Here is a 19,710-nt window from a genome sequence, read left to right as displayed (position 1 = left end):
AATACGATGCCCGTGCCTGTTTAGTAGCTTTTGAATGCGTTTGCTCTTATGAAATTTGGCGTTATCCATCACAATCACGCATTTGGTTTTAAGACTTGGGATTAGGGTTTGTTTGCACCAGTTGTAGAATATGCTGCTGTTACTTGTTTGCGGAAATCTAGTGAGTAAGTCATGGTCTTTATAATAACAATTGAATTTGTTAATTATTTTATAACATTTTTAAGTAGGATTGACTATAAGTAATGTCTAAAAATAATAATAGTCAAAAAAATACTATATGGTTATAAAAAAAATAAAATGGAAATAAAAAACTATGAGCATTCAATTAGTATTAAATGAAAACCGTAAACACGGCGTACCAGTCAAGATTTACACCTCGGATGTTGAGCAAGGGGCGATGCAGCAACTACGCAATTTGGCTCAGCTGGAGTTTGTACACTCGCATATTGCGGTGATGCCTGATGTACACGTTGGTAAAGGCGCCACAGTCGGCAGCGTGATTCCGACCAAGTCGGCAATTATTCCTGCTGCGGTCGGTGTCGATATCGGCTGTGGTATGAACGCAGTACGCTTGTCCCTGACGGCAAGTGATCTGCCTGATAGCTTGAAATCATTGCGGTTGATAGTGGAGCAGCAAGTGCCAGTCGGTTTTAATATGCACAAACAAATTCAAGCCAAGAACTCAACGCTTGATCCGTTAGGAAGGCGTCTAAAGCCAATTACTGACAAGCATCCGGGCTTGCTAAAGATGCTCAAAGGTTTTGAGCGTACGTGGGCAAAGCAGCTGGGCACATTAGGCGGTGGCAATCATTTCATTGAGCTGTGTTTGGATGAAAACAAAGATGTCTGGGTAATGCTACATTCGGGCAGTCGCGGTATTGGTAACTGTATCGGTCGCTATTTTATCAATCTGGCAAAAAAAGAGCGTCAATCGCGTTTTGGTCATGTGCCTGATCGTGATTTGGCTTACTTTGCTGAAGGGTCTGATAGCTTTGCTGATTATGTCGAAGCGGTGGGCTGGGCACAGGATTATGCGCTAGAGAACCGCCGTGAGATGATGCGCTTAGTGATTAAGGCATTACAGTCGCCACAAGCGGGGTTACCACGGTTTCAGCTGACCAAAGAAGCCATCAATTGTCATCATAATTATGTCAATGAAGAAGTGCATTTTGGCGAACAGGTCTATGTGACCCGTAAAGGGGCGATCAGTGCTTATGATGGTGAGCTTGGTATTATCCCAGGTTCCATGGGTGCAAAGTCTTTTATCGTACGTGGTCTTGGCGCGACTGAGTCGTTTTGCTCATGCTCACATGGCGCAGGTCGCCAAATGAGCCGTGGCAAGGCTGTACGAGCATTTACTATCGATGAGCTAAAGTCACAGACTGACGGCGTCGAGTGTCGTAAAGACGAAGGTGTGATCGATGAAATACCTGGCGCTTATAAAGACATTGATGAAGTGATGGCCAATCAAGCTGATTTGGTCGAAGTGGTACATACGCTGAAGCAAGTCATGTGTATTAAGGGTTAGATTTTTTATATAAAACTTGATCTTGTTTTGACGGTTAGCAGCCATAAGACAAGATCAAATTGAGGAGATAATTATGAGAAATTATCCTTATATCAATAAAAATGGTAAAAAAAGATCTCAATCAAAAGAGTGGGCTGATATACGAGCAGAGATGATGCGCTTGAAAACAGAGTTGAATCTAACGGATAAATCTTTTCGAGTTCTCACCCCTTACGATGATTATAAAGGTATAGAAGAGCGGATTTATCAAACCTTTTGCAAAATTGAAAATGGTAAAAGCCGTTCAGTTTGGTTATGGCAAAACTTGATACAAGAAACGTATTCAATGGAAGTCAAAGACTCTCTCAAGAGTTATCTGTTACGTTTGATTAAGCCCAATGAGAGTATCTGGTTTGCTATAACAGGAACGTTTAAGGAACGTTCTAAAATCTGGTTTTACGAGGGCAAAATTGAGGCAATAATAAAAATACTCGATGAAACCTGTTTCTTTGACGAGTGCTATTTTGTTTCTAAAAAGTATGACTGGCTCGTTTGTAGCAATCACCATGACGTTTTGATGGCTACAGGTAAAGGTATGCCACAAAAATTAAAGGCTATAGAAGATATAGCAAAGAATAAAGGATAAGATAATGAGCTTAAAACAAACATTAAAAAAGGCCAAACAAATCGAACGGCAGTTAGAGCAACAAGCTGACGCAGGCGTTCAGCAGTCGCTAGGCACAGTCAAGCCGCGCAACTATTTGGCATTGGATCCACTATTAAGAAAAGGCGGTATTCACGAAAAGGAGGATATCGATATCGTCCGCAAAAAACGTCGCCGTGAGACCAAGCAGCGTTTGCGTCAGACGGATTGGTTGGCTGAACAATAACAGTCAAAATTCACGCACAAAAAAGCCGTTCGCTATTATAGTGAACGGCTTTTTTATTCTTACTCAAATTTATAATTTAACCGTTACGCCAATACTTCAATTAACTCACCTTTGACCATATGCGGGCTGACGAAATCAGTAATACGTACGCTGACGAGCTTACCCAACATCTCATCCATTTGCTCAACATCATGAGGGAACATCACCGTACGAGTATTATCTGCCGTTCCGATTAAGCAGTCAGGGTGGCGATTGGCGATTTGTTCAACCAATACGCGTGTCGTAGTGCCGACCATTTCATGGGTTTTTGCTAGAGTCGAATCAATAATGACTTTTTGGAACTCCGCCAAGCGTGCTTTTTTAGTGGTGAAACTCACATCATCTGGCAACTCAGACGCTGGCGTGCCTGGACGCTTAGAGTAGATAAAGCTATACGAGTGATCGAAGTTCAATTCTTTTGCTAAGTTTAATGTGTCTTGGAAGTCTTGATCTGTCTCGCCAGGGAAGCCAATGATAAAGTCGCTCGACAAGTGAATATCTGGGCGAATGGCTTTAAGCTTATTAATCTGATTGATATAAACGTCGATCGTATGGTTGCGTTTCATCGCAGCCAAGATAGCATTGGAGCCACTTTGTACAGGTAGATGTAGGTGCGATACCAGTTCTGGCAGTTGTGCATAAGCATCAATGATGTCATCCGTAAACTCTAGCGGATGACTGGTGGTATAGCGAATACGCTCCACACCGTCGACATGCGACACATAATGCAACAGCTCAGCGAAGCGGCAAATGCTGCCGTCATCTTTTTCACCGCGGTAACCGTTTACGTTTTGACCCAATAGATTGATTTCACGCACACCTTGCGCTGCTAAGTTATCGATTTCTGCTAATACATCGTCAAGTGGACGCGACAACTCTTCACCGCGGGTGTAAGGCACCACGCAAAATGAGCAATACTTTGAGCAGCCTTCCATGATAGAAACGAAAGCTTTAAATCCTTCTACCCTTGGCTCAGGTAAGAAATCAAACTTCTCGATACTTGGGAACGAGATATCAATCGTGCCGATACGGTTTTTTGGGGCAATATCGCGTTGTTCGTTTGATTGATCATATAGCTCTGGTAGACGGTGTAATGTCTGTGGACCAAATACCATGTCGACATATGGCGCGCGTTTTTGAATATTATCGCCTTCTTGTGATGCCACACAGCCACCCACACCAATGACTAAGTCTGGGCGTTTTTCTTTTAATTTGCGCCAGCGACCCAATTCTGAAAACACTTTTTCTTGTGCTTTTTCACGAATGGAGCAGGTATTCATTAACAATACATCGGCTTCATCAATATCATGCGTGACTTCCATACCATGTGAGTCGCCGAGTACATCGAGCATTTTATCAGAATCATAGACATTCATCTGACAGCCTTGTGTGGTCACAAAGACTTTTTTGGTTGCTGGCTTATCGACTGGCGATTGGGCTGAACTTGCTTCTTTGAGTGCAGTGACAGCAGGCGCAGCAGCAGTTGTTTTGGCAACGGCAGCGTCATTGATGCGGGGATTGAATACAGTAACACTCATAAGGATAAGTCCATGATTGACTAAAAATATAGCAGGGTAGCCGATTAACAGGTGGCGTATTTTATCACAACCCTCTGCCAATGTGAAAAATTAGCGTCGGCGCTTAGTGGTAGTTATTATTAATTATTTATAACAGTATCAATTGCTTACTAAAATTAGTAGTACAATTGGCAAAATGCTCAAGCAACACCATTCCTATGTTACACCGTGCTGTCCTATTTATTAACAAAAGTAAAGGTAATGGTTGAAAGTGCAACGAGTATAGTATGATAAATAACCCCCTTTAGCGGTATGTTATAAACCGCTGTTCATATAGTTTTAGAGAGTTAATAAAGAGAGTCAATATGACAAAGTTGCGCGTTGCTCATAGCACCAAGGATAGAGAGTTAACCAGTCAAAAGCCTACTTCAAAGTACTTTAAAGCAGGTAGGCTGAGACGAGTGAGTGTACTAAGTTTGGCAACGGCAGCGAGTGCGCTAGGATTATCACAAGTCGCTTGTGCAGAGCTGACCTGGGGTGATAATGAGCGTTACCAGCAAGAAAATAACTATCAACCAAACAGTGGTGCGGATTCCTTCACAGCGGCAGCAATTGCAGCTGAGCGAGGTGATGTTAGCGCACTTTATAAATATGAACAGTCAATGAGTGGCGGTTTGTTTGCCATGTATCCGACATATTGGCGTATGAATTTGGATCTAAATACGCAAAGTGCGGCGGCCGTTTCACAGTTTGTTCGTAAATACCCTAATACGGTTATGGCAGAAAAATTGGTTGCTGATTTTGCTGAGACCAAGGCTGCCTCTAACGATTATGCCTCAGTACGCCAAGTGGCGAATTTGATTACCAATGCGGATGCGAGCGAGCGCTGCGCAGTTGCCCTTGGGTTCAATAATGGCGGTGATACCATGCGTGCGATGGCAGCGAAGTCCGATGTCTGGCTGACGACAAAAAAACAGCCCGCTTTGTGCGATCAGCTCGCGATGGAGATGAATAATAACGCATTAATCAGCGATCAGGATCGTGTTTCTCGCCTAAAACGCATGCTGCGTAAAGGGAAGACAGGTGACATCATGGCGTTATCCTCACGTCTTGGCACACCAATTGCTTATTCTGCATTGAGTGAGATTCAGCTAAATCCATCTTCTTTCTTTAGCAGCTTTGCTAGAGAGCCTGCCAGTCAGATCAATCAGTATCTCTATATGTATGCGTTAGGTCGTGTTGCTGATAAGTCGTATCGTGAGGCGGCACTACAGTTAGAGTTTGATATCAAGCAAGACAATCAACGTTCGACCAAACTGTTGAATGATGATACCCGTCGTTATGCCTATCGTATCATTGGCGTGCAGCGTATGAACCACAATACCGATGATGGCTTTAATGTCGAGGCGGTTGACTGGTTTCGCAATAGCTTAGATAACGATTTTAATTTTGAAGAAGCCGAAGATTATGCCATGGCAGCCATTCGCTTCAGTCGCTGGGATGATGTGGTCGAAGCCATCTCCAAAATGGATAGCGATACTCAAAAAAGCAATCAGTGGCAATATTGGGTAGCCCGTGCGTATGAGCAATCAAGTGATGCTAATAAACGTAATACCGCGAAGAAGATGTATCAAAATCTAGCAAAAAGCAACGACTACTATGGTTTAATGGCAAAAGATAAAGTTGGTCAGCGTTTTGATGCTAGTAAGTTGGGTGGTCAAAACTTACCAAACGTCAGTAATTCAGATCGTGCACGTGTTATGCAAGATGCTAACTTTGCTCGTGCTTTTGCGTTATATAACTCCGATGCTAGTCGTGGTTATGCAAATCGTGAGTGGAATTGGGCGGTAAAAGTGGCACGTGACAACCGTGATGAAAATTTAATTATTGCTGCTGCTCGTCAAGCTTACGATATGGGCTGGCTTGATCGTGCAATTTATGCGATTGATAATACCGATAAAGTGGATAGTTTAGCGCTATCGCATCCGATGCCGCACCAAGATGCCGTGGTTCGTTACAGCCAATCAGCAGGTATTGATCCAGAGTGGGCTTATGGCATTATGCGTCAAGAGAGTCGCTTTGTAACCTCTGCTCGCTCAAACGTTGGCGCTAGTGGCTTGATGCAGGTCATGCCCGCTACCGCAAAATATATTGCTCGCAACTTAGGCGAGACGTATAGTGCCAGTCGTGCCAGTCGTGCCAATAGTGGTGATACCAATATTCGTTATGGTACATGGTATATGGGTGATATCTTAGGTAAATTGAATCGTCAGCCTGTCGTAGCCACCGCAGGTTATAATGCTGGACCTAATAATGCCAAACGTTGGCAACCAGTTTATGGCTCGCTCGCAGCTGATCAATACGTTGAGTCGATTGCCTTTCCTGAAACGCGCAACTATGTGAAGCACGTGATGGAAAATGCAACGATCTATAGCAACTTGTTAGGTCGTAGTAAGCCGATTAGTCAGCGTATGGGTACGGTGCCTGCTGCATTTTAAGAAGTTTGTACTGATAGAGAGCGGCTTTAATATTTAATTACGCTGTATGTGTAAAAAACCATGAACGAGCGATGAGATGACCTCAAAATCTTAGGCAGTGTACATTTACTTCAAGGACTGGGTTCTGTATTGCACAGGGCTCAGTCTTTTTAGTTTAAGCTAAGTTATTTCTTGACTGTAGGAGTGGAACTTAGCTTATGTTTACGTTTTTGCTATAGATTAAAAAAAACGTTTTGTTAACATGGCTTTAATCAGTGTTTTCTATTGATGTTTATAAACCGTTATTTATGTTCTTTGTTAGCTCTATGCTTAGTATTACGAGTGTTTGTGTTCCAAATACTGGCTCCTAAGCGATAGCCCATGTTTTATCACTGCTAGATGTCTTCAGCCCTTATGATCAAAAAATATCTCAATCTGTATCTGCTATCGAAAGTTAGGCCTCACTCATCTACTCAGATGCAGATGCACTCGCTATCTAAACGGCTGCCATATCTAAGTCAGTTAAAGATCCATTCATCGATTCAATCCATCAAAAATTTGCATAAATATCATACCAGCCTAGTAGGCAAAAAAACTTTTGGCACACTTAATACTACAGTAAGCATTGGCGCATTGTTGATATTGCAAGGTATTGTGCTGATACCAGCCCATGCTGCCAGTACTACTAAAAGTGGGCAGCGTGTATTGATGATTGAAATGACACCAGCATTATGTAGCCTGCAGCCAACACGTGCCCGTATGCGTCAATGTCTTGAAGGCTACTCATTAACCGTAGCGGGCTTGGACATGGGGTATGGTGAGCGTTGTGGTCGTGGTAGCGAGCCTCGTTTGACACCATTGCAGTTAAAGGTTGTTAACCGCATCATGCCTGACACCACTGTACGCAGCCAAGTATGGCAGCGGTTTGGTGTGTGTAGCCCACTCAGTGCTAGTAGCTATTTTCGGCAGATCACTAACTATGCTGGCGCATTGAAGTTACCGAATGAGCTCAATACTGGCAACAGTTATACGGTTTCTAAGTCGCGATTTCTCAGTCAAATGACACGCCTTAATAAAGGCATGTCATCGGCTAGTGTTGATCTTATTTGTCAAGCAGGTAGCCGAAAACAGTCCATATTAACTGAGATTGATGTTTGTTATGACGGTGCTGATTTTGGTCGTTGTCATAACATGGTAGATAGTTGTGGCAGTAAATTTATTATTTCAGGTGGTCGCTGAGTATTTTTAATAAATTCATTTGTATAAAATGTAACAATATAGTGCTGAGTAAGGTGGATATTGCTGCTAGACGATTCAGTAAACGAAGTGCTACACTAGCTCTCGGTTTATAGCTGCTATTAAGCATCAGCAGCAAACAAGTCGATATCTAAAATGATAATCACTAATTACAACTATCAATTAGAATCATGAGTTATCTAATAATCAAATAGGGAGTATTCAATGTCAATGAAACAGCCTTTACGTGTTGCCGTTACCGGTGCCGCTGGTAACATCAGTTATGCGATGCTATTCCGTATTGCCTCTGGTGAAATGCTAGGTAAAGATCAGCCAGTTATTTTGCAGTTGCTTGAAATCACTCCAGCACTTGACGCCCTAAAGGGTGTGGTTATGGAATTAGAAGACTGTGCATTCCCATTATTAGCGGGCATCGTTCAAACTGATGATGCAAACGTTGCATTCAAAGATATCGATTACGCTTTGTTAGTTGGTGCTCGCCCTCGTGGCCCAGGTATGGAACGTAAAGATTTGCTAGAAGCCAACGCTGCAATTTTCTCAGCGCAAGGTAAAGCATTAAACGACGTAGCAAGCCGTGATGTTAAAGTATTGGTTGTAGGTAACCCTGCCAACACAAACGCGCTAATCGCTCAACGTAATGCACCAGATCTTGATCCACGTAACTTTACAGCAATGACTCGTTTGGACCACAACCGTGCTATGGCACAGTTGGCTGGCAAAACTGACAGCACTGTAAATGACGTGAAAAACATGATCATCTGGGGTAACCATTCATCAACTCAGTATCCTGATCTAACCGCTTGCACTGTTAATGGCAAACCAGCATTAGACTTGGTTGATCGTACTTGGTACGAAGGTACTTATATCCCAGAAGTACAACAACGCGGTGCGGCAATCATTAAAGCACGTGGTGCATCATCTGCTGCATCTGCAGCTAACGCTGCTATCGCACACATGCGTACGTGGGCACTTGGTACTGATGAAAACGATTGGGTATCAATGGGTGTTTACTCAAACGGTGAATACGGTATCTCTGAAGGTTTAATTTACTCATTCCCATGCACTTGTGTGAACGGCGACTGGTCTATCGTAGACGGCGTTGATGTGTCATCTGATTTCTCAAAAGAGAAAATGGCTGTCACTGAGCAAGAGCTTAGCGAAGAGCGTGATGCAGTAGCACACTTACTACCATAAGTTAGTATCTAGCATTATTCGTTTTTAGTTAAAAAAGCCCTCTTAAATGTGAGGGCTTTTTTATGGTTTAACAACATTAACATAAGCATTAACATTGGATAACAGTGTTTGAAAAACCACTTGCTACAATAAAGGTGTTAAGCCAAAATATAAACCAGAGTTTATACTGATAACTAAAAAGGAGAATAACAATGTTAGGCGAACCTGAATACACTATGAATGAGTTGTTTGAACAGTTAGGACTTGATAGCTCAGATGAAGCAATTAATAGTTTTATCGAAAAGCATCAATTGCCAAAAAACGAGAAATTGATAGAATCTAGTGTTTGGACTGATACTCAGCGTATGTTTTTGCAAGAAGAATGGCAAAAAGATGCGGAATGGGTAGAAGTTATTGATGAGCTAAATGTACGTATGCATCCAGATGCCTAGCTAAGAAAGCAATCGTATCTTATGAAAAACCCACAAATATTTATGTTGTGGGTTTTTTTATGCTGTAGATATTTGCTCTAATGAGTTGGTTGATTGGCTCGCCACTCGATCAATTCTCTTACATCATTATGAATACCAGTCTTCAATGCCTCTAAGCCATCATAACGGCGTTCACCATGCAGGTAATGCAAAAATCGGACTTGTAAAGTTAAGCCATATAAATCCGCTTGTAGCTCTGGGAAATGAACCTCTAAGCGCCAATTCTGCTTTTTATCTACAGAGGGTCTAGTGCCTATATTGGCTGTACCAAATAAACTATTAGCACGCAATCCTGCTATACCCGTTTGACCATTAATGGCAGATAACGTCAAGCCATCCGCTATTACATTACCATCATTATCAAGACTCACCACATCGACTGCAAAAATACCATGTAAAGCAGGCTTTATTCGCTGCAAATCAATATTTGCGGTAGGGAAGTCTATCGTTCGACCTATCTGATCACCGCGGACAACCACTCCTGTAATTGCATATTCACGACCAAGTAGTCGGTTGGCTGCTTGAATATCACCTGCCAACAATAAATCACGCACACGAGTTGAGCTAATGCGAGCCGCTTCATCACTACTGTCAGTGATCGTATGTAAATTAGTCACATCTAAGCCATAGTTGCGTAAAAACTGGCTATCACCTGTACGGTCATGACCAAACTTAAAGTCATCGCCCAACACTAATGCTTGTACGTTTAGACGCAGTGCCAAAATGTCTGCAAAGGCTTGTGCTGATAGCGAGCGAAATTCTGTATCGAATCCTGCCACTATCAAAGTTTCTACACCGTATTCTGCTAGCAATGCTTGTTTTTCAGCGAGAGTGGTCAAACGTGCAGGTGCTTTGTCTGGCGCAAAAAATTCACGAGGTTGTGGCTCAAATATCATGACAGCAGAGCCAAGGTTTTTTGTCTGTGCGATTTTTTGGACTTGTGCAAGCATCGCTTGATGTCCTAAATGGACGCCATCAAAGTTACCGATAGTCAACACACAGGGTGCTAGGTCTACTGGGCTAATATTTGCAGGCAAAATATTTGGCGATGCAATCAGTTGCTCAAGAAAATAGGTGTTCATAAATTTTCAGCTATGATAGATAAGACCCGATAAAAAAAGAAAAACACACCATACTAAAAATCGATGTGTCTAAAATCAGTCATTATAAAGTAAAATGGCTATACTAACATCCTATAGTCTACTCATAATTTAAGTATAACGTTGTCAGTTCCATAATTTTAAAAGAATGTGGTGGTTTATACTTGCTTTTCTTTGATGGCTATCGTTAGAAATAAACCATTAAAAACCTTTATCTGTCATGCTATCAAATAAATATGGAGCCCTTATGTCTGATGTTGACTTCGATGCTGTGCCGTCTCTCTTGCTTAAATACAACCTCACTGACAAATTTACGGTACAGCGTGCAAGTGAAAAAGACTTGCCAGAGATTTTGGCGATTTATAATCAGAGTATTGCGGGTAAACAAGCAACAGCTGATCTGGCAACAGTGACCTGTGCAGAACGTGAAGATTGGTTTAACGAACATATAAATAGTGCCACACGACCTATTTATGTCGTTCGATCAGTGACCAAAACTGGCGAAAGTAATGACCTGACTGAGAGTTCGCCGATAGTGGCATGGGGCAGTTTTAGTGATCTTTATGCACGTACGGCTTACCATATTAGCACTGAGATTAGTATTTATTTGCATCAAGACTTTCATGGAAAAGGACTGGGCAGCTCATTGACACGCTGGATGCTCACACAAGCAGCAGATTTAGATATTCATAACATCATTGCACTTATTTTTGCCCATAATCAGCCAAGCTTAGGGCTATTCCGTAAGCTTGGTTTTGAGCAATGGGGTTATATGCCAAAGGTTTGTGATATGGAGGGCTTTATAGCCGATGTGGTTATGCTAGGTAAGGCTGTGTCGTCAGACTGAAACTTCTGAGATAACGCCACAGTAGATTGATAGTATTTTATCAATGACGGGCACTGTGGTGCTTTACCCTAAAATTTTCCATTGTCCTTCTATTTTCTGTAACTCATAGCTCAAGGGTGCCGGCTCACTCTGTCCTTTTAACAATATCTCGCCAGTGATGGTAGCACGTGTTTTATCATCATTGTATTGAGTATCAATGATGGTGACACTATCGACGGTTTGTTGGAAAGAGTATTGGGTCTTGGCGAGCTCTTCTGCGAAGTTTTCCATGTCTACTTTGTAGTATCCAGCAGCTTCTTTCGCATCGCCGTAATACAGACTGTCTAGTGATTTTTTAACCGTATCTTCTGGTGTGCCAGTTTCGGTATCATTGGTTAGTAGGCTTTTTTGCTCAGTGGCATCTGGCGTCCCGTCAACTGCTTGTTCGCTCTCACTTTTAGCTTCATTGTTAGTATCAGTGTCATTACTAGTATCCGCTGTTTCTGTGGTATCGGTTGTTGTCTCGGCATCTACATCCTTGCTACAACCGCTCAAAAGCAACCCAGTGCTCAGCAGACCTGTGGCAAGTAGGAGTGGCAAACGTTGGAAGGTTAGCTGTCTAGTAGTCATTGTTAAGCCTCAATATTGATTAACTGTCTATTATGGCAATTATTTGCATTGTATATTGTCAACTCTCATACCAAGCTTGTTTTGGTTTGGTAAGTGAAAACCTGCTCTATCTCTGTCTATCCGTGCTTTAGCTGACGAGGACGGAAGCCTGTGGCCAGTAATACCACACCATAAACCAGCGCGCCTACTGCACACATAATCAGTAGAGCTACTATGCGTTTCCACTGAGCATCATTGGTAGGGAAGTAGGGTAGCATGACATAAAGCATACCAACCATGGCACTGGTAGACATTACAAACTGAGCAAACAGTTTTTTCCAGTGGCTACCAAAGCGGAAGATATCACGCTTATGTAAGAAGTAATACAGTAAGCCTGCATTTACAAATGCGGCACCAGTTGTCGCCAATGCTAGACCACCATGTAGCGGTATCTCTAAAAAGTAAAAGATACTGATAAAAATAATACTAAAAATCATGTTGGCAAACACGGAAATAATACCGATTTTCACCGGTGTTTTGGTGTCTTGACGCGCAAAAAAGGCAGGTGCAAATATCTTGATTAACATAAACCCTAAGATACCGCCTGCCATACTCCGTAGCGCCAGCGCACTCATCTGTGAATCCTGTAAAGTAAATTCACCACGCATGAATAAGGACTGCATAAGTACATCTGCTAGCATAAACAAGGCAGCTGCTGCTGGAAGTCCAACCAATATAATCAAGCGTGCTGCCCAATCAAGGGTCTTTTTAAAACTTACATCGTCTTTTTGAGCCTCGCTTTTCGACAAGCTTGGCAAGATAACCGTGCCTATCGCCACCCCGATTAACCCTAGCGGTAACTCACTCATACGCTCTGCAGCATAGAGCCAAGACACCGAACCGCCAATCATTAATGACGCAAACACAGTGTTGAGCAATAAATTAATCTGCGTGACAGAGACACCAAAGATAGCAGGTAGCATAAGCTTTAAAATACGGCGAACACCTTCATGCTGAAAGTCTATCTTTGGTGCAACTAGTAGCTTTTGTTGCCATAGCTGCGGCAGTTGTATCAAAAACTGGAGCAAACCTGCGATAGCAACCGCATAGCCGAGCGCCATGATAGGGGTATCAAACATAGGCGCAAAAATCAGCGCACCGCCAATCATGCACAAGTTTAATAACACAGGGGCAAACGCTGGTGCCGCAAAACGTCCGTAGCTTTGTAATATGCCACTCGCAAAAGCGGTCATAGAAATGAACAGTAAATAAGGAAAAGTCAGACGCAGCAGTTCAGTCGTAATCGCAAACTTATCTGGTTGATCCGCAAAGCCTGGCGCAAACAAGGTTACGACCCAAGGTGCAATTAAGATAACCACTACCGTCAGCATGGACAGAGCCATTAATAGTGCACCTGATGTGCGGCTAACTAAAATCTGTACCTGCTGTAGGCTATATTTTTCTTTATATTCGGATAGTACAGGGACGAAGGCCTGACTGAAGGCACCTTCTGCAAACAGCCGGCGTAAAAAGTTCGGTATCTTAAAGGCGACCAAAAAAGCATCCATCAAACCACCAGCGCCAAAGGCACCCAACAATACGATATCGCGTACTAGACCTAAAATACGAGACAACATGGTCATACTGCTGACCACCATAGTTGAACGAAATAACCGACTTTTTGCCATGAGAACCTATTTTGCTAAGTTGTTTGCTGACTTACTGGTGTCAAAAAATTGACGAATTATAGCATTTTCATAATCGAGATAAATGGATTGAGTGTGGAATATAACTTAGAGTTTGCTATCAATTAGGCTATGGGCGACCATCTCACGCAGCTTTGGCCATTCAAAAAAATCACCGGGATCGGTTTTGCGGCCTGGTGCGATATCGCTATGGCCTGTCACATGACGACGTGTTTTGGGGTAAGCATCATATATAGCTGCGATAACTGGTGCTAGCGTATCGTATTGCTCTTGAGTGAAAGGCATAAAATCTGACCCTTCAAGCTCGATGCCAATGCTATAATTATTACATTCAGGTCGACCTAAATAGCTTGATCGACCCGCATGCCAAGCGCGTTCGTTAAAGTTTACAAACTGAGTAATGGTTCCATCGCGCTCAATAAATAGATGCGCTGAAACTTCCGCCCCTTCGATTGATTTAAAATAAGGATGGGCATTCCAGTCCAGTTGATTGGTAAACAACGCCTTTACATAGGGTATGCCATCAGAGTTACATGCGCCAAAATCATTGGGTGGCAAGCTAATATTATGAATGACAATAGTGTCGATACTGATATCTGTCGGTCTCATATTTTTATTTGGTGACGCAAGCCATGTGGCTGCAGATAGTAAGCCGTCTTTGATAGTCATTGATGCTGCTGTGGTCATGATATTCTCTTTTATAATAGTACTAAGGCGTGTTGATCATTCACAAGTCGGCACTGCTGATCGCTCAGGCAGTTCTAGGCACGCCCTAATAGATGTGCTATAGATGATTTATTGTGATCACTTTTTTATAAAATAATAGCAAAAGTGACGTGGATGCTTAAGCGGTCTAAAGCGAATATGGCTTTTTAAGTTATTTGATTTGACGACTCAGCAGGCATTACTTTCCAATTCTTAATCACGCAATCGGCGTATGAATAATAACATCTGAGGTTTTATCCTATGTCTAAACAGCCCGCTTTTCTATCTGTTGATTGTACCTTAACAGCAACTTGCCAACGAGCTTGTTTGTCATTTGCTATCACTGGATTACTATTTTCTATACAAGCACAAGCTTTTTTGCCAACGCCAGAACTGCTAGTTACCACAGGAGAGCTGGCAGATAAGCCACAAACGACAATAAATAGTGATACCGCACCTAGCAATAACGCACCATATAATGGTGCTGAAGCAAACGTTCAAAGTACACAAACGATGCTAGGTAAAAAAGACGGTAATACCCAATCGTTGCTAGCTGTGTGGCGCAAACAGGCAGAAACAAAGAATCTAGCACAGCATACAACTTGGCGACGGTTATTGTATTTCTTTGATGATCAAAAGAAGTTAATTGGTAAGAAAAAACAAACGAGCATGGTTGATGATGCTGATTTTTTCTTAAGTAAAAATGGTCGCAGCGATTCAGCAGCGGAACTTGATGCCATGCTCGTTGCGCTTGCAAATGAAACAGCGATGACTGTTAACAATAGCAACTCGGTACTGTGCCGTTTTCCTGCGCGAGTACAATGGCTAACTGATACCTTGAATATCGACGACCCAGCGCTACAAGTTGATTGTCCAGAGCTAGATGAGTGGATGCAAACGATTGCACCTGAGCAGCTGTCCCTCATGTTCGCACAGGAGTATTTAGACAATCCGCTCTCAGCGTTTGCTCATACTCTGCTGCGTATCGACTCAAAAGAAAGCGCGGCCGATCCCAATCAAATCCAGCACGCTTATGCGCTGAATTATACGGTAGATGGCAATCCTGAGGATAGCTTTCCGGCATACTCTGTCAAGTCAGTGATCGGTGCTTATGATAGCCTTATTGAGATTGACCCTTATCCTGAAAAGCTCGCTAATTATCTACAAGGAGATGAGCGCGATACGTGGACCTATCAGCTGGATCTGACACCGAGCGAAGTTCAGCAAATTATGTTGCACGTTTGGGAAACCAAAGATTTGAAGCTACCCTATTATTTCACCACAGATAATTGCGCGTCTGAAGTGTTGCGCTTAATTGATGTGGTGCGCCCGCAGCAGCATTTATTAAGTCGATTACAGTATGCCGTCGTTCCCTCGGATGTGGTGCAGTTACTTGATAAAGAGGGCTTGCTCGCCAGTACTATTTACACGCCAGCAGATAGTACCTTACGCCAATCACAGCTTAATGAGAGCAAGCAGCAACGTAAGCAACTGGGCTACCATAATAGTGCAGAACAGACTATAAACGAGATTAAATCTGCGCAGCTCAATCCTATCTCAAGTATATTAGCCGATGGTCAGACATTGCAGCAGCGGCGTATCGCTGTTTCGGATAATAATCCAGTGGATCGTCATCCCTTAAACCTGAGCCGTATTGCTATAGGGCAGCGCAGTGATAACGATTATATTGATCTTGGGGTGAGAGCTGGCTTCCATGACACCCTAGACTCCACTTCAGGGTATCCACAGTTTTTTAATTTAGAAGGCTTGGCTGCGACCTTACGTCTATATGACACGGACAGTGATAAAGACAATCAGCCAAAAAATATCGTCTTGCAAAATGCCACGTTAATTCGCGGTCGTTCTTTTAATCCCGTTAATTCTGCTAAGACAGGAAAATCGTGGGGTGCAAGTATCGAGGCGACACGCATCAATGATGGCTCGCAGAAGGATGGTACCGATCATCTAGTAGGTAGTGTGGGCTATGAGTCGGGCTGGTCTTGGGCCTTTGGAACTCCGAATGTGGGTACTGGCGAGATGCCATCGCAGTTGTGCTATGCTTTTTTATCAGGGACGACGCAGGCAGGTCGCGGTATTAGTAAAGGCGTTCGTATCGGCGCAGGTGTGAATGCAGGTTGCCGTTATCAGGTTAACAATCAGTTACGTGCACAGGCTGAATTGCAACTACCATATTGGTATCATGGCAATAGCGGCGTGTCTGACGTACGAGATCACTATTGGCAGCCGATTTCGACAATCGGTCTGCAATACGATATCGATAAAAAACAGGCGCTACGTATCAATGCCAACTATGAGTGGCAAGACCGTATCGATGCCAATGAAGACATACAGCTGTCATATAGGCGTTATTTTTAGAGTTTAGTGGCTTTTATAATGGTTTTCAAAATGAGGACAGGGTCTAGTATTTTTTGAGTGTGACTATTGGTATTATCATCAGACGTTTTGCTAAATAAGGGGTATATGATGGGTAAGCAAAATTTACTGATTATAGGTCAAGGTGATATTGGTTTGCCAGTTACCAATAAGCTTGCACAGGACGGTTTGAATGTCACAGGACTGGCTCGTGGTGAACGGTATAATTATGAGCTAGATGACACAGTACAGTTTATGCAAGAGGATGCGTTGAGTTTGACCAGTCAGCAGTTGCAAGACTTCACTCATATTGCCATTATTGTGACTCCTGATGAGTATTCGGCCAGCGGTTATCACGATAGCTACCTTGCTATTTGTCAGCATTTGGCAACGCTTGAACCTCAGCTGCCCAATCTGTCGCGTGTTGTTTTTATCTCCTCAACAGGTGTTTATGGACAAAATGATGGCGAGTGGATCGATGTAGATACTAAGCCACTTACTCCTGAGCGTGAAGCCTCAAGAGTGATATTGCAAGCGGAACAAGCATTGCAACAAGGATTTGGTCATAAAGCCATTATTATTCGTCCTAGTGGTATTTATGGCCGAGCACGCTTAATGCGCCTACGTAAAGCCAAAGAGAAACATAAAGAGCCAGTGGCTGAGGCACATTGGAGCAACCGAATCATGGATCGTGATTTGATTAATATTATTGCAAAAGTAATGACGATAGAGGTGCCACAACCAATCTATTTAGCCACTGACTATGCGCCCGTCACCACATTGGAGTTAGGCGTTTGGTTAAGTCAACAAGTAGGTGAGACATCACCTATGATTGACGATGAAAAAACAGCAGTTACGGGAAAACGCTTGCATAGCAATATTCCATTAGCTTGGCTGGATTATCCTGATTGGCAAGTAGGTTACCGTGATATTTTGCGTCATCAAGCATAATGCTATACCAAAAAAGTAAGCATCATCGTGTCCAAGCTTGTTTAGATGACAATGTGTGGTACTAGCGCTTATGTTTCTCGCTACTCCAAATTTTGTGGATGGTATAAGATGACCGTTGGACCTGATTTGCCTTATTTGTTTTATATTTCGTAATCTATGGAGATTTCATGACCCAGCCTTCTACTTCTGATAATCGCTTAGCTACTACTGATATGACGGCGGTAGGCGGTAAGCTTGCAGAAGGCAACGCTGAGCAATCGCCTATTTTTTCTGATAGTAAGCGACCAGCTATCGTGCACCCTAACTTTGATCCAAAGCAATCACCACTTGACCCTGCAAGGCCTTTGACTGATATTCCAGAGCCTACACGTCGTCTTAATGGTCAGCTCCGCCGGTTATACGGTAATGCGGCGCGTTTTTCTCAGCGTAACAAAGACAATTTATCTAAATGGGCATTAATTGCTTCAGAAGACTTGAGGGATCACTTGTCGCTGCTGCGTGCCGCTAATTTGGCTGAGTTTCCAGACAGTTTTTATCATAATCATAGCGAGCAGCCATTATTAGTACCTCTAACTGACATGATATTGTTAGATATGTCAGATATTCAGAAAGCGCTTCATGCTTATCCAAAGCTGCAGCGTTATGGTTTTTCACTTGTTGATAGTTCATCAAATTCTGAGCTGAATAATACTAATGTCGAAAATAACGGCGCATCGCTACGTGCATTGACCAAACGTTATAATCCCGATGAGCTACTAAATAGTCTTTATGCAGATGATTGGCAAGTGATTTTGCAGCCGCAGCAGTTTGAGACAGGCAAGGGTAGTCTGGCTACTGATATCATGGCGTGTAGTGCTGCTTTGCATGTTTTAAAACAATGTAGTACGCGTAAAAGCATCAACCACAGCTATAGTGCGGCGCAAATTTGTCAGCATATACGCAGCTACCTGCTCAGTCAGGTGATTTGTGAGCCATCACAGCGTCATGTGTATCGTCAGATACGAGTTTTTTCAGGACATATTATTGTTGCTGCTTATCATTTGGGCTGGGAGATACAAGTGAGTCATGACGGACAATGTTACTTTAACCTCTCATCACGCAGCGGTTTGCTGACTCGTTATCCCAATATGCAAGACTACGATATCAATGGCTGGTTAAGTTAATGGTTGGTCAAGCTGACTAATAATGCGTACAATACTGCCAGTTTTTTGCCCTTATTTTTGTCAATAGGAACCTCTCTATGCTTAATGTTTCAGTACCTAACGCTCAAAACCCTTCTTTCTCCTCTCATCAATTTATTCAATTGGCTTTAGACAATCAAGCTCTCAAATTTGGTGAGTTTGTCCTCAAGTCTGGTCGTATCAGTCCGTATTTTTTTAATGCCGGTTTGCTTGCTAGCGGTGAGATGTTATCGTTATTAGCACGTGGCTATGCTGATGCATTGGCAGCGCAAGTGGCTGAGGCAAATAACGGCGCAGATGTGCAAGAGTTGGTCATCTTTGGTGCTGCGTACAAAGGCATTCCTTTTGTGGCTGCAACGGCACAAGCATTGTGGTTGCATCATGGTATCAATGCTAAATGGGGTTATAACCGCAAAGAGGCCAAAACCCATGGCGAAGGTGGTAATTTGGTAGGTGCTGATGTCAGTGGCAAAGCGGTTTGGGTGCTTGATGATGTCATTACAGCTGGCACGGCAATGCGTGAAGTCGTTGAGATTTTAGAACAAGCGGGTGCGAGCGTTGCAGGTATTATCGTTGCGCTTGATCGTAAAGAAAAAGGCCAAAGCGATCATTCTGCCATTCAAGAGCTGGCCTCAACATTAGAAGTGCCAGTACGTGCACTTGTCGATATTGATGATTTAATCAGTTATTTAGCAGATGACAATAGTCAATATAAAGATGCGACCCAGCTGGCAAAAATGCAGCACTATCGTGAGCAGTACGGCGTATAGTTGGGCACTGAGTTCGTTTCATATTAACAATATAACACCCCACTCTCAACTTCGAAAGTGATTGAAAAAAGAAGAGCACCTCACTAATCTATTGTTTTCGACCAAGAATACAATGGAGTTGTGAGATGCCCATAGACG

Annotated in this window: 18 protein-coding genes; 12 read left to right on the top strand and 6 right to left on the bottom strand. The window is 42.8% G+C overall.

Annotation, left to right across the window (positions count from 1 at the left end):
* Positions 1-204, bottom strand: a 204-nt coding sequence (locus EI164_RS08400) for a transposase (RefSeq protein ID WP_318779531.1), incomplete at its 3' end; no start/stop codon positions are given.
* Positions 205-313: 109 nt separating this feature from the next.
* Here EI164_RS08400 and EI164_RS08395 point away from each other — a divergent pair.
* The 3 genes from EI164_RS08395 to EI164_RS08385 all read left to right on the top strand — a co-directional run bounded on the left by EI164_RS08395 (position 314) and on the right by EI164_RS08385 (position 2,397).
* Positions 314-1,528 carry an RtcB family protein gene (locus tag EI164_RS08395; RefSeq protein WP_192519530.1) on the top strand — a complete coding sequence of 405 codons (1,215 nt, stop codon included), beginning with the start codon at positions 314-316 and terminating at the stop codon, positions 1,526-1,528.
* A 73-nt stretch (positions 1,529-1,601) separates the two neighbouring features.
* Positions 1,602-2,153, top strand: coding sequence for a DUF6756 family protein (locus EI164_RS08390; protein WP_192519529.1), 552 nt, complete (start codon positions 1,602-1,604; stop codon positions 2,151-2,153).
* A gap of 4 nt (positions 2,154-2,157) precedes the next feature.
* Complete coding sequence (locus tag EI164_RS08385; RefSeq protein ID WP_225739188.1) at positions 2,158-2,397, top strand: hypothetical protein; 240 nt, start codon at positions 2,158-2,160, stop codon at positions 2,395-2,397.
* A gap of 83 nt (positions 2,398-2,480) precedes the next feature.
* Here the strand turns inward: EI164_RS08385 and miaB are convergent, their stop codons facing one another.
* A complete protein-coding gene (gene miaB / locus EI164_RS08380; RefSeq protein ID WP_192519528.1) occupies positions 2,481-3,974 on the bottom strand; it encodes a tRNA (N6-isopentenyl adenosine(37)-C2)-methylthiotransferase MiaB in 1,494 nt (497 codons plus the stop codon).
* A 344-nt stretch (positions 3,975-4,318) separates the two neighbouring features.
* Here miaB and EI164_RS08375 point away from each other — a divergent pair, with 344 nt between their 5' ends.
* The 4 genes from EI164_RS08375 (at position 4,319) to EI164_RS08360 (ending at position 9,312) form a co-directional block, all read left to right on the top strand.
* The gene (locus tag EI164_RS08375) at positions 4,319-6,451 is read left to right on the top strand and encodes a lytic transglycosylase domain-containing protein (protein WP_192519527.1); all 2,133 of its coding nucleotides are present in this window, start codon (positions 4,319-4,321) and stop codon (positions 6,449-6,451) included.
* Positions 6,452-6,829: 378 nt separating this feature from the next.
* Positions 6,830-7,669: a hypothetical protein gene (locus EI164_RS08370; RefSeq protein ID WP_225739187.1), complete on the top strand. Its 840-nt coding sequence runs from the start codon at positions 6,830-6,832 to the stop codon at positions 7,667-7,669.
* A gap of 222 nt (positions 7,670-7,891) precedes the next feature.
* Positions 7,892-8,881 (top strand): malate dehydrogenase, encoded by a 990-nt coding sequence (locus EI164_RS08365; RefSeq protein ID WP_192519526.1) that lies wholly within the window; start codon positions 7,892-7,894, stop codon positions 8,879-8,881.
* A 191-nt stretch (positions 8,882-9,072) separates the two neighbouring features.
* Entirely contained in the window at positions 9,073-9,312 is a 240-nt protein-coding gene (locus EI164_RS08360) for a DUF2789 domain-containing protein (protein WP_192519525.1), read from the top strand.
* A gap of 77 nt (positions 9,313-9,389) precedes the next feature.
* Here EI164_RS08360 and ribF read toward each other — a convergent pair whose 3' ends face one another.
* Entirely contained in the window at positions 9,390-10,433 is a 1,044-nt protein-coding gene (ribF, locus tag EI164_RS08355) for a bifunctional riboflavin kinase/FAD synthetase (protein ID WP_192519524.1), read from the bottom strand.
* A 265-nt stretch (positions 10,434-10,698) separates the two neighbouring features.
* Between ribF and EI164_RS08350 the strand changes: the two genes are divergently transcribed.
* On the top strand, positions 10,699-11,298 hold the full coding sequence (locus EI164_RS08350) for a GNAT family N-acetyltransferase (protein ID WP_192519523.1): 600 nt from the start codon (positions 10,699-10,701) through the stop codon (positions 11,296-11,298).
* Between the two features lie 63 nt (positions 11,299-11,361).
* Here the strand turns inward: EI164_RS08350 and EI164_RS08345 are convergent, their stop codons facing one another.
* The 3 genes from EI164_RS08345 to ampD all read right to left on the bottom strand — a co-directional run bounded on the left by EI164_RS08345 (position 11,362) and on the right by ampD (position 14,279).
* Positions 11,362-11,907 (bottom strand): hypothetical protein, encoded by a 546-nt coding sequence (locus EI164_RS08345; RefSeq protein WP_192519522.1) that lies wholly within the window; start codon positions 11,905-11,907, stop codon positions 11,362-11,364.
* 116 nt (positions 11,908-12,023) lie between these two features.
* Complete coding sequence (gene murJ, locus EI164_RS08340) at positions 12,024-13,574, bottom strand: murein biosynthesis integral membrane protein MurJ (RefSeq protein WP_192519521.1); 1,551 nt, start codon at positions 13,572-13,574, stop codon at positions 12,024-12,026.
* A 105-nt stretch (positions 13,575-13,679) separates the two neighbouring features.
* A complete protein-coding gene (gene ampD / locus EI164_RS08335) occupies positions 13,680-14,279 on the bottom strand; it encodes a 1,6-anhydro-N-acetylmuramyl-L-alanine amidase AmpD (protein ID WP_192519520.1) in 600 nt (199 codons plus the stop codon).
* A 279-nt stretch (positions 14,280-14,558) separates the two neighbouring features.
* Here ampD and EI164_RS08330 point away from each other — a divergent pair, with 279 nt between their 5' ends.
* The 4 genes from EI164_RS08330 (at position 14,559) to pyrE (ending at position 19,572) form a co-directional block, all read left to right on the top strand.
* Positions 14,559-16,673, top strand: a complete 2,115-nt coding sequence (locus tag EI164_RS08330) for a DUF4105 domain-containing protein (protein ID WP_192519519.1) — start codon at positions 14,559-14,561, stop codon at positions 16,671-16,673.
* Positions 16,674-16,781: 108 nt separating this feature from the next.
* Positions 16,782-17,621 carry an SDR family oxidoreductase gene (locus tag EI164_RS08325; protein ID WP_192519518.1) on the top strand — a complete coding sequence of 280 codons (840 nt, stop codon included), beginning with the start codon at positions 16,782-16,784 and terminating at the stop codon, positions 17,619-17,621.
* Positions 17,622-17,788: 167 nt separating this feature from the next.
* Positions 17,789-18,784 (top strand): hypothetical protein, encoded by a 996-nt coding sequence (locus tag EI164_RS08320; protein ID WP_192519517.1) that lies wholly within the window; start codon positions 17,789-17,791, stop codon positions 18,782-18,784.
* Positions 18,785-18,861: 77 nt separating this feature from the next.
* Positions 18,862-19,572 (top strand): orotate phosphoribosyltransferase, encoded by a 711-nt coding sequence (pyrE, locus tag EI164_RS08315; protein WP_192519516.1) that lies wholly within the window; start codon positions 18,862-18,864, stop codon positions 19,570-19,572.
* Positions 19,573-19,710 lie beyond the last annotated feature (138 nt).

It is taken from the genome of Psychrobacter sp. FME13 (genome assembly GCF_014861395.1).
GTDB lineage: Bacteria > Pseudomonadota > Gammaproteobacteria > Pseudomonadales > Moraxellaceae > Psychrobacter.
The sequence above is the reverse complement of the archived record's forward strand: the minus strand, read 5'-3'. Positions and strand labels throughout refer to the sequence as shown.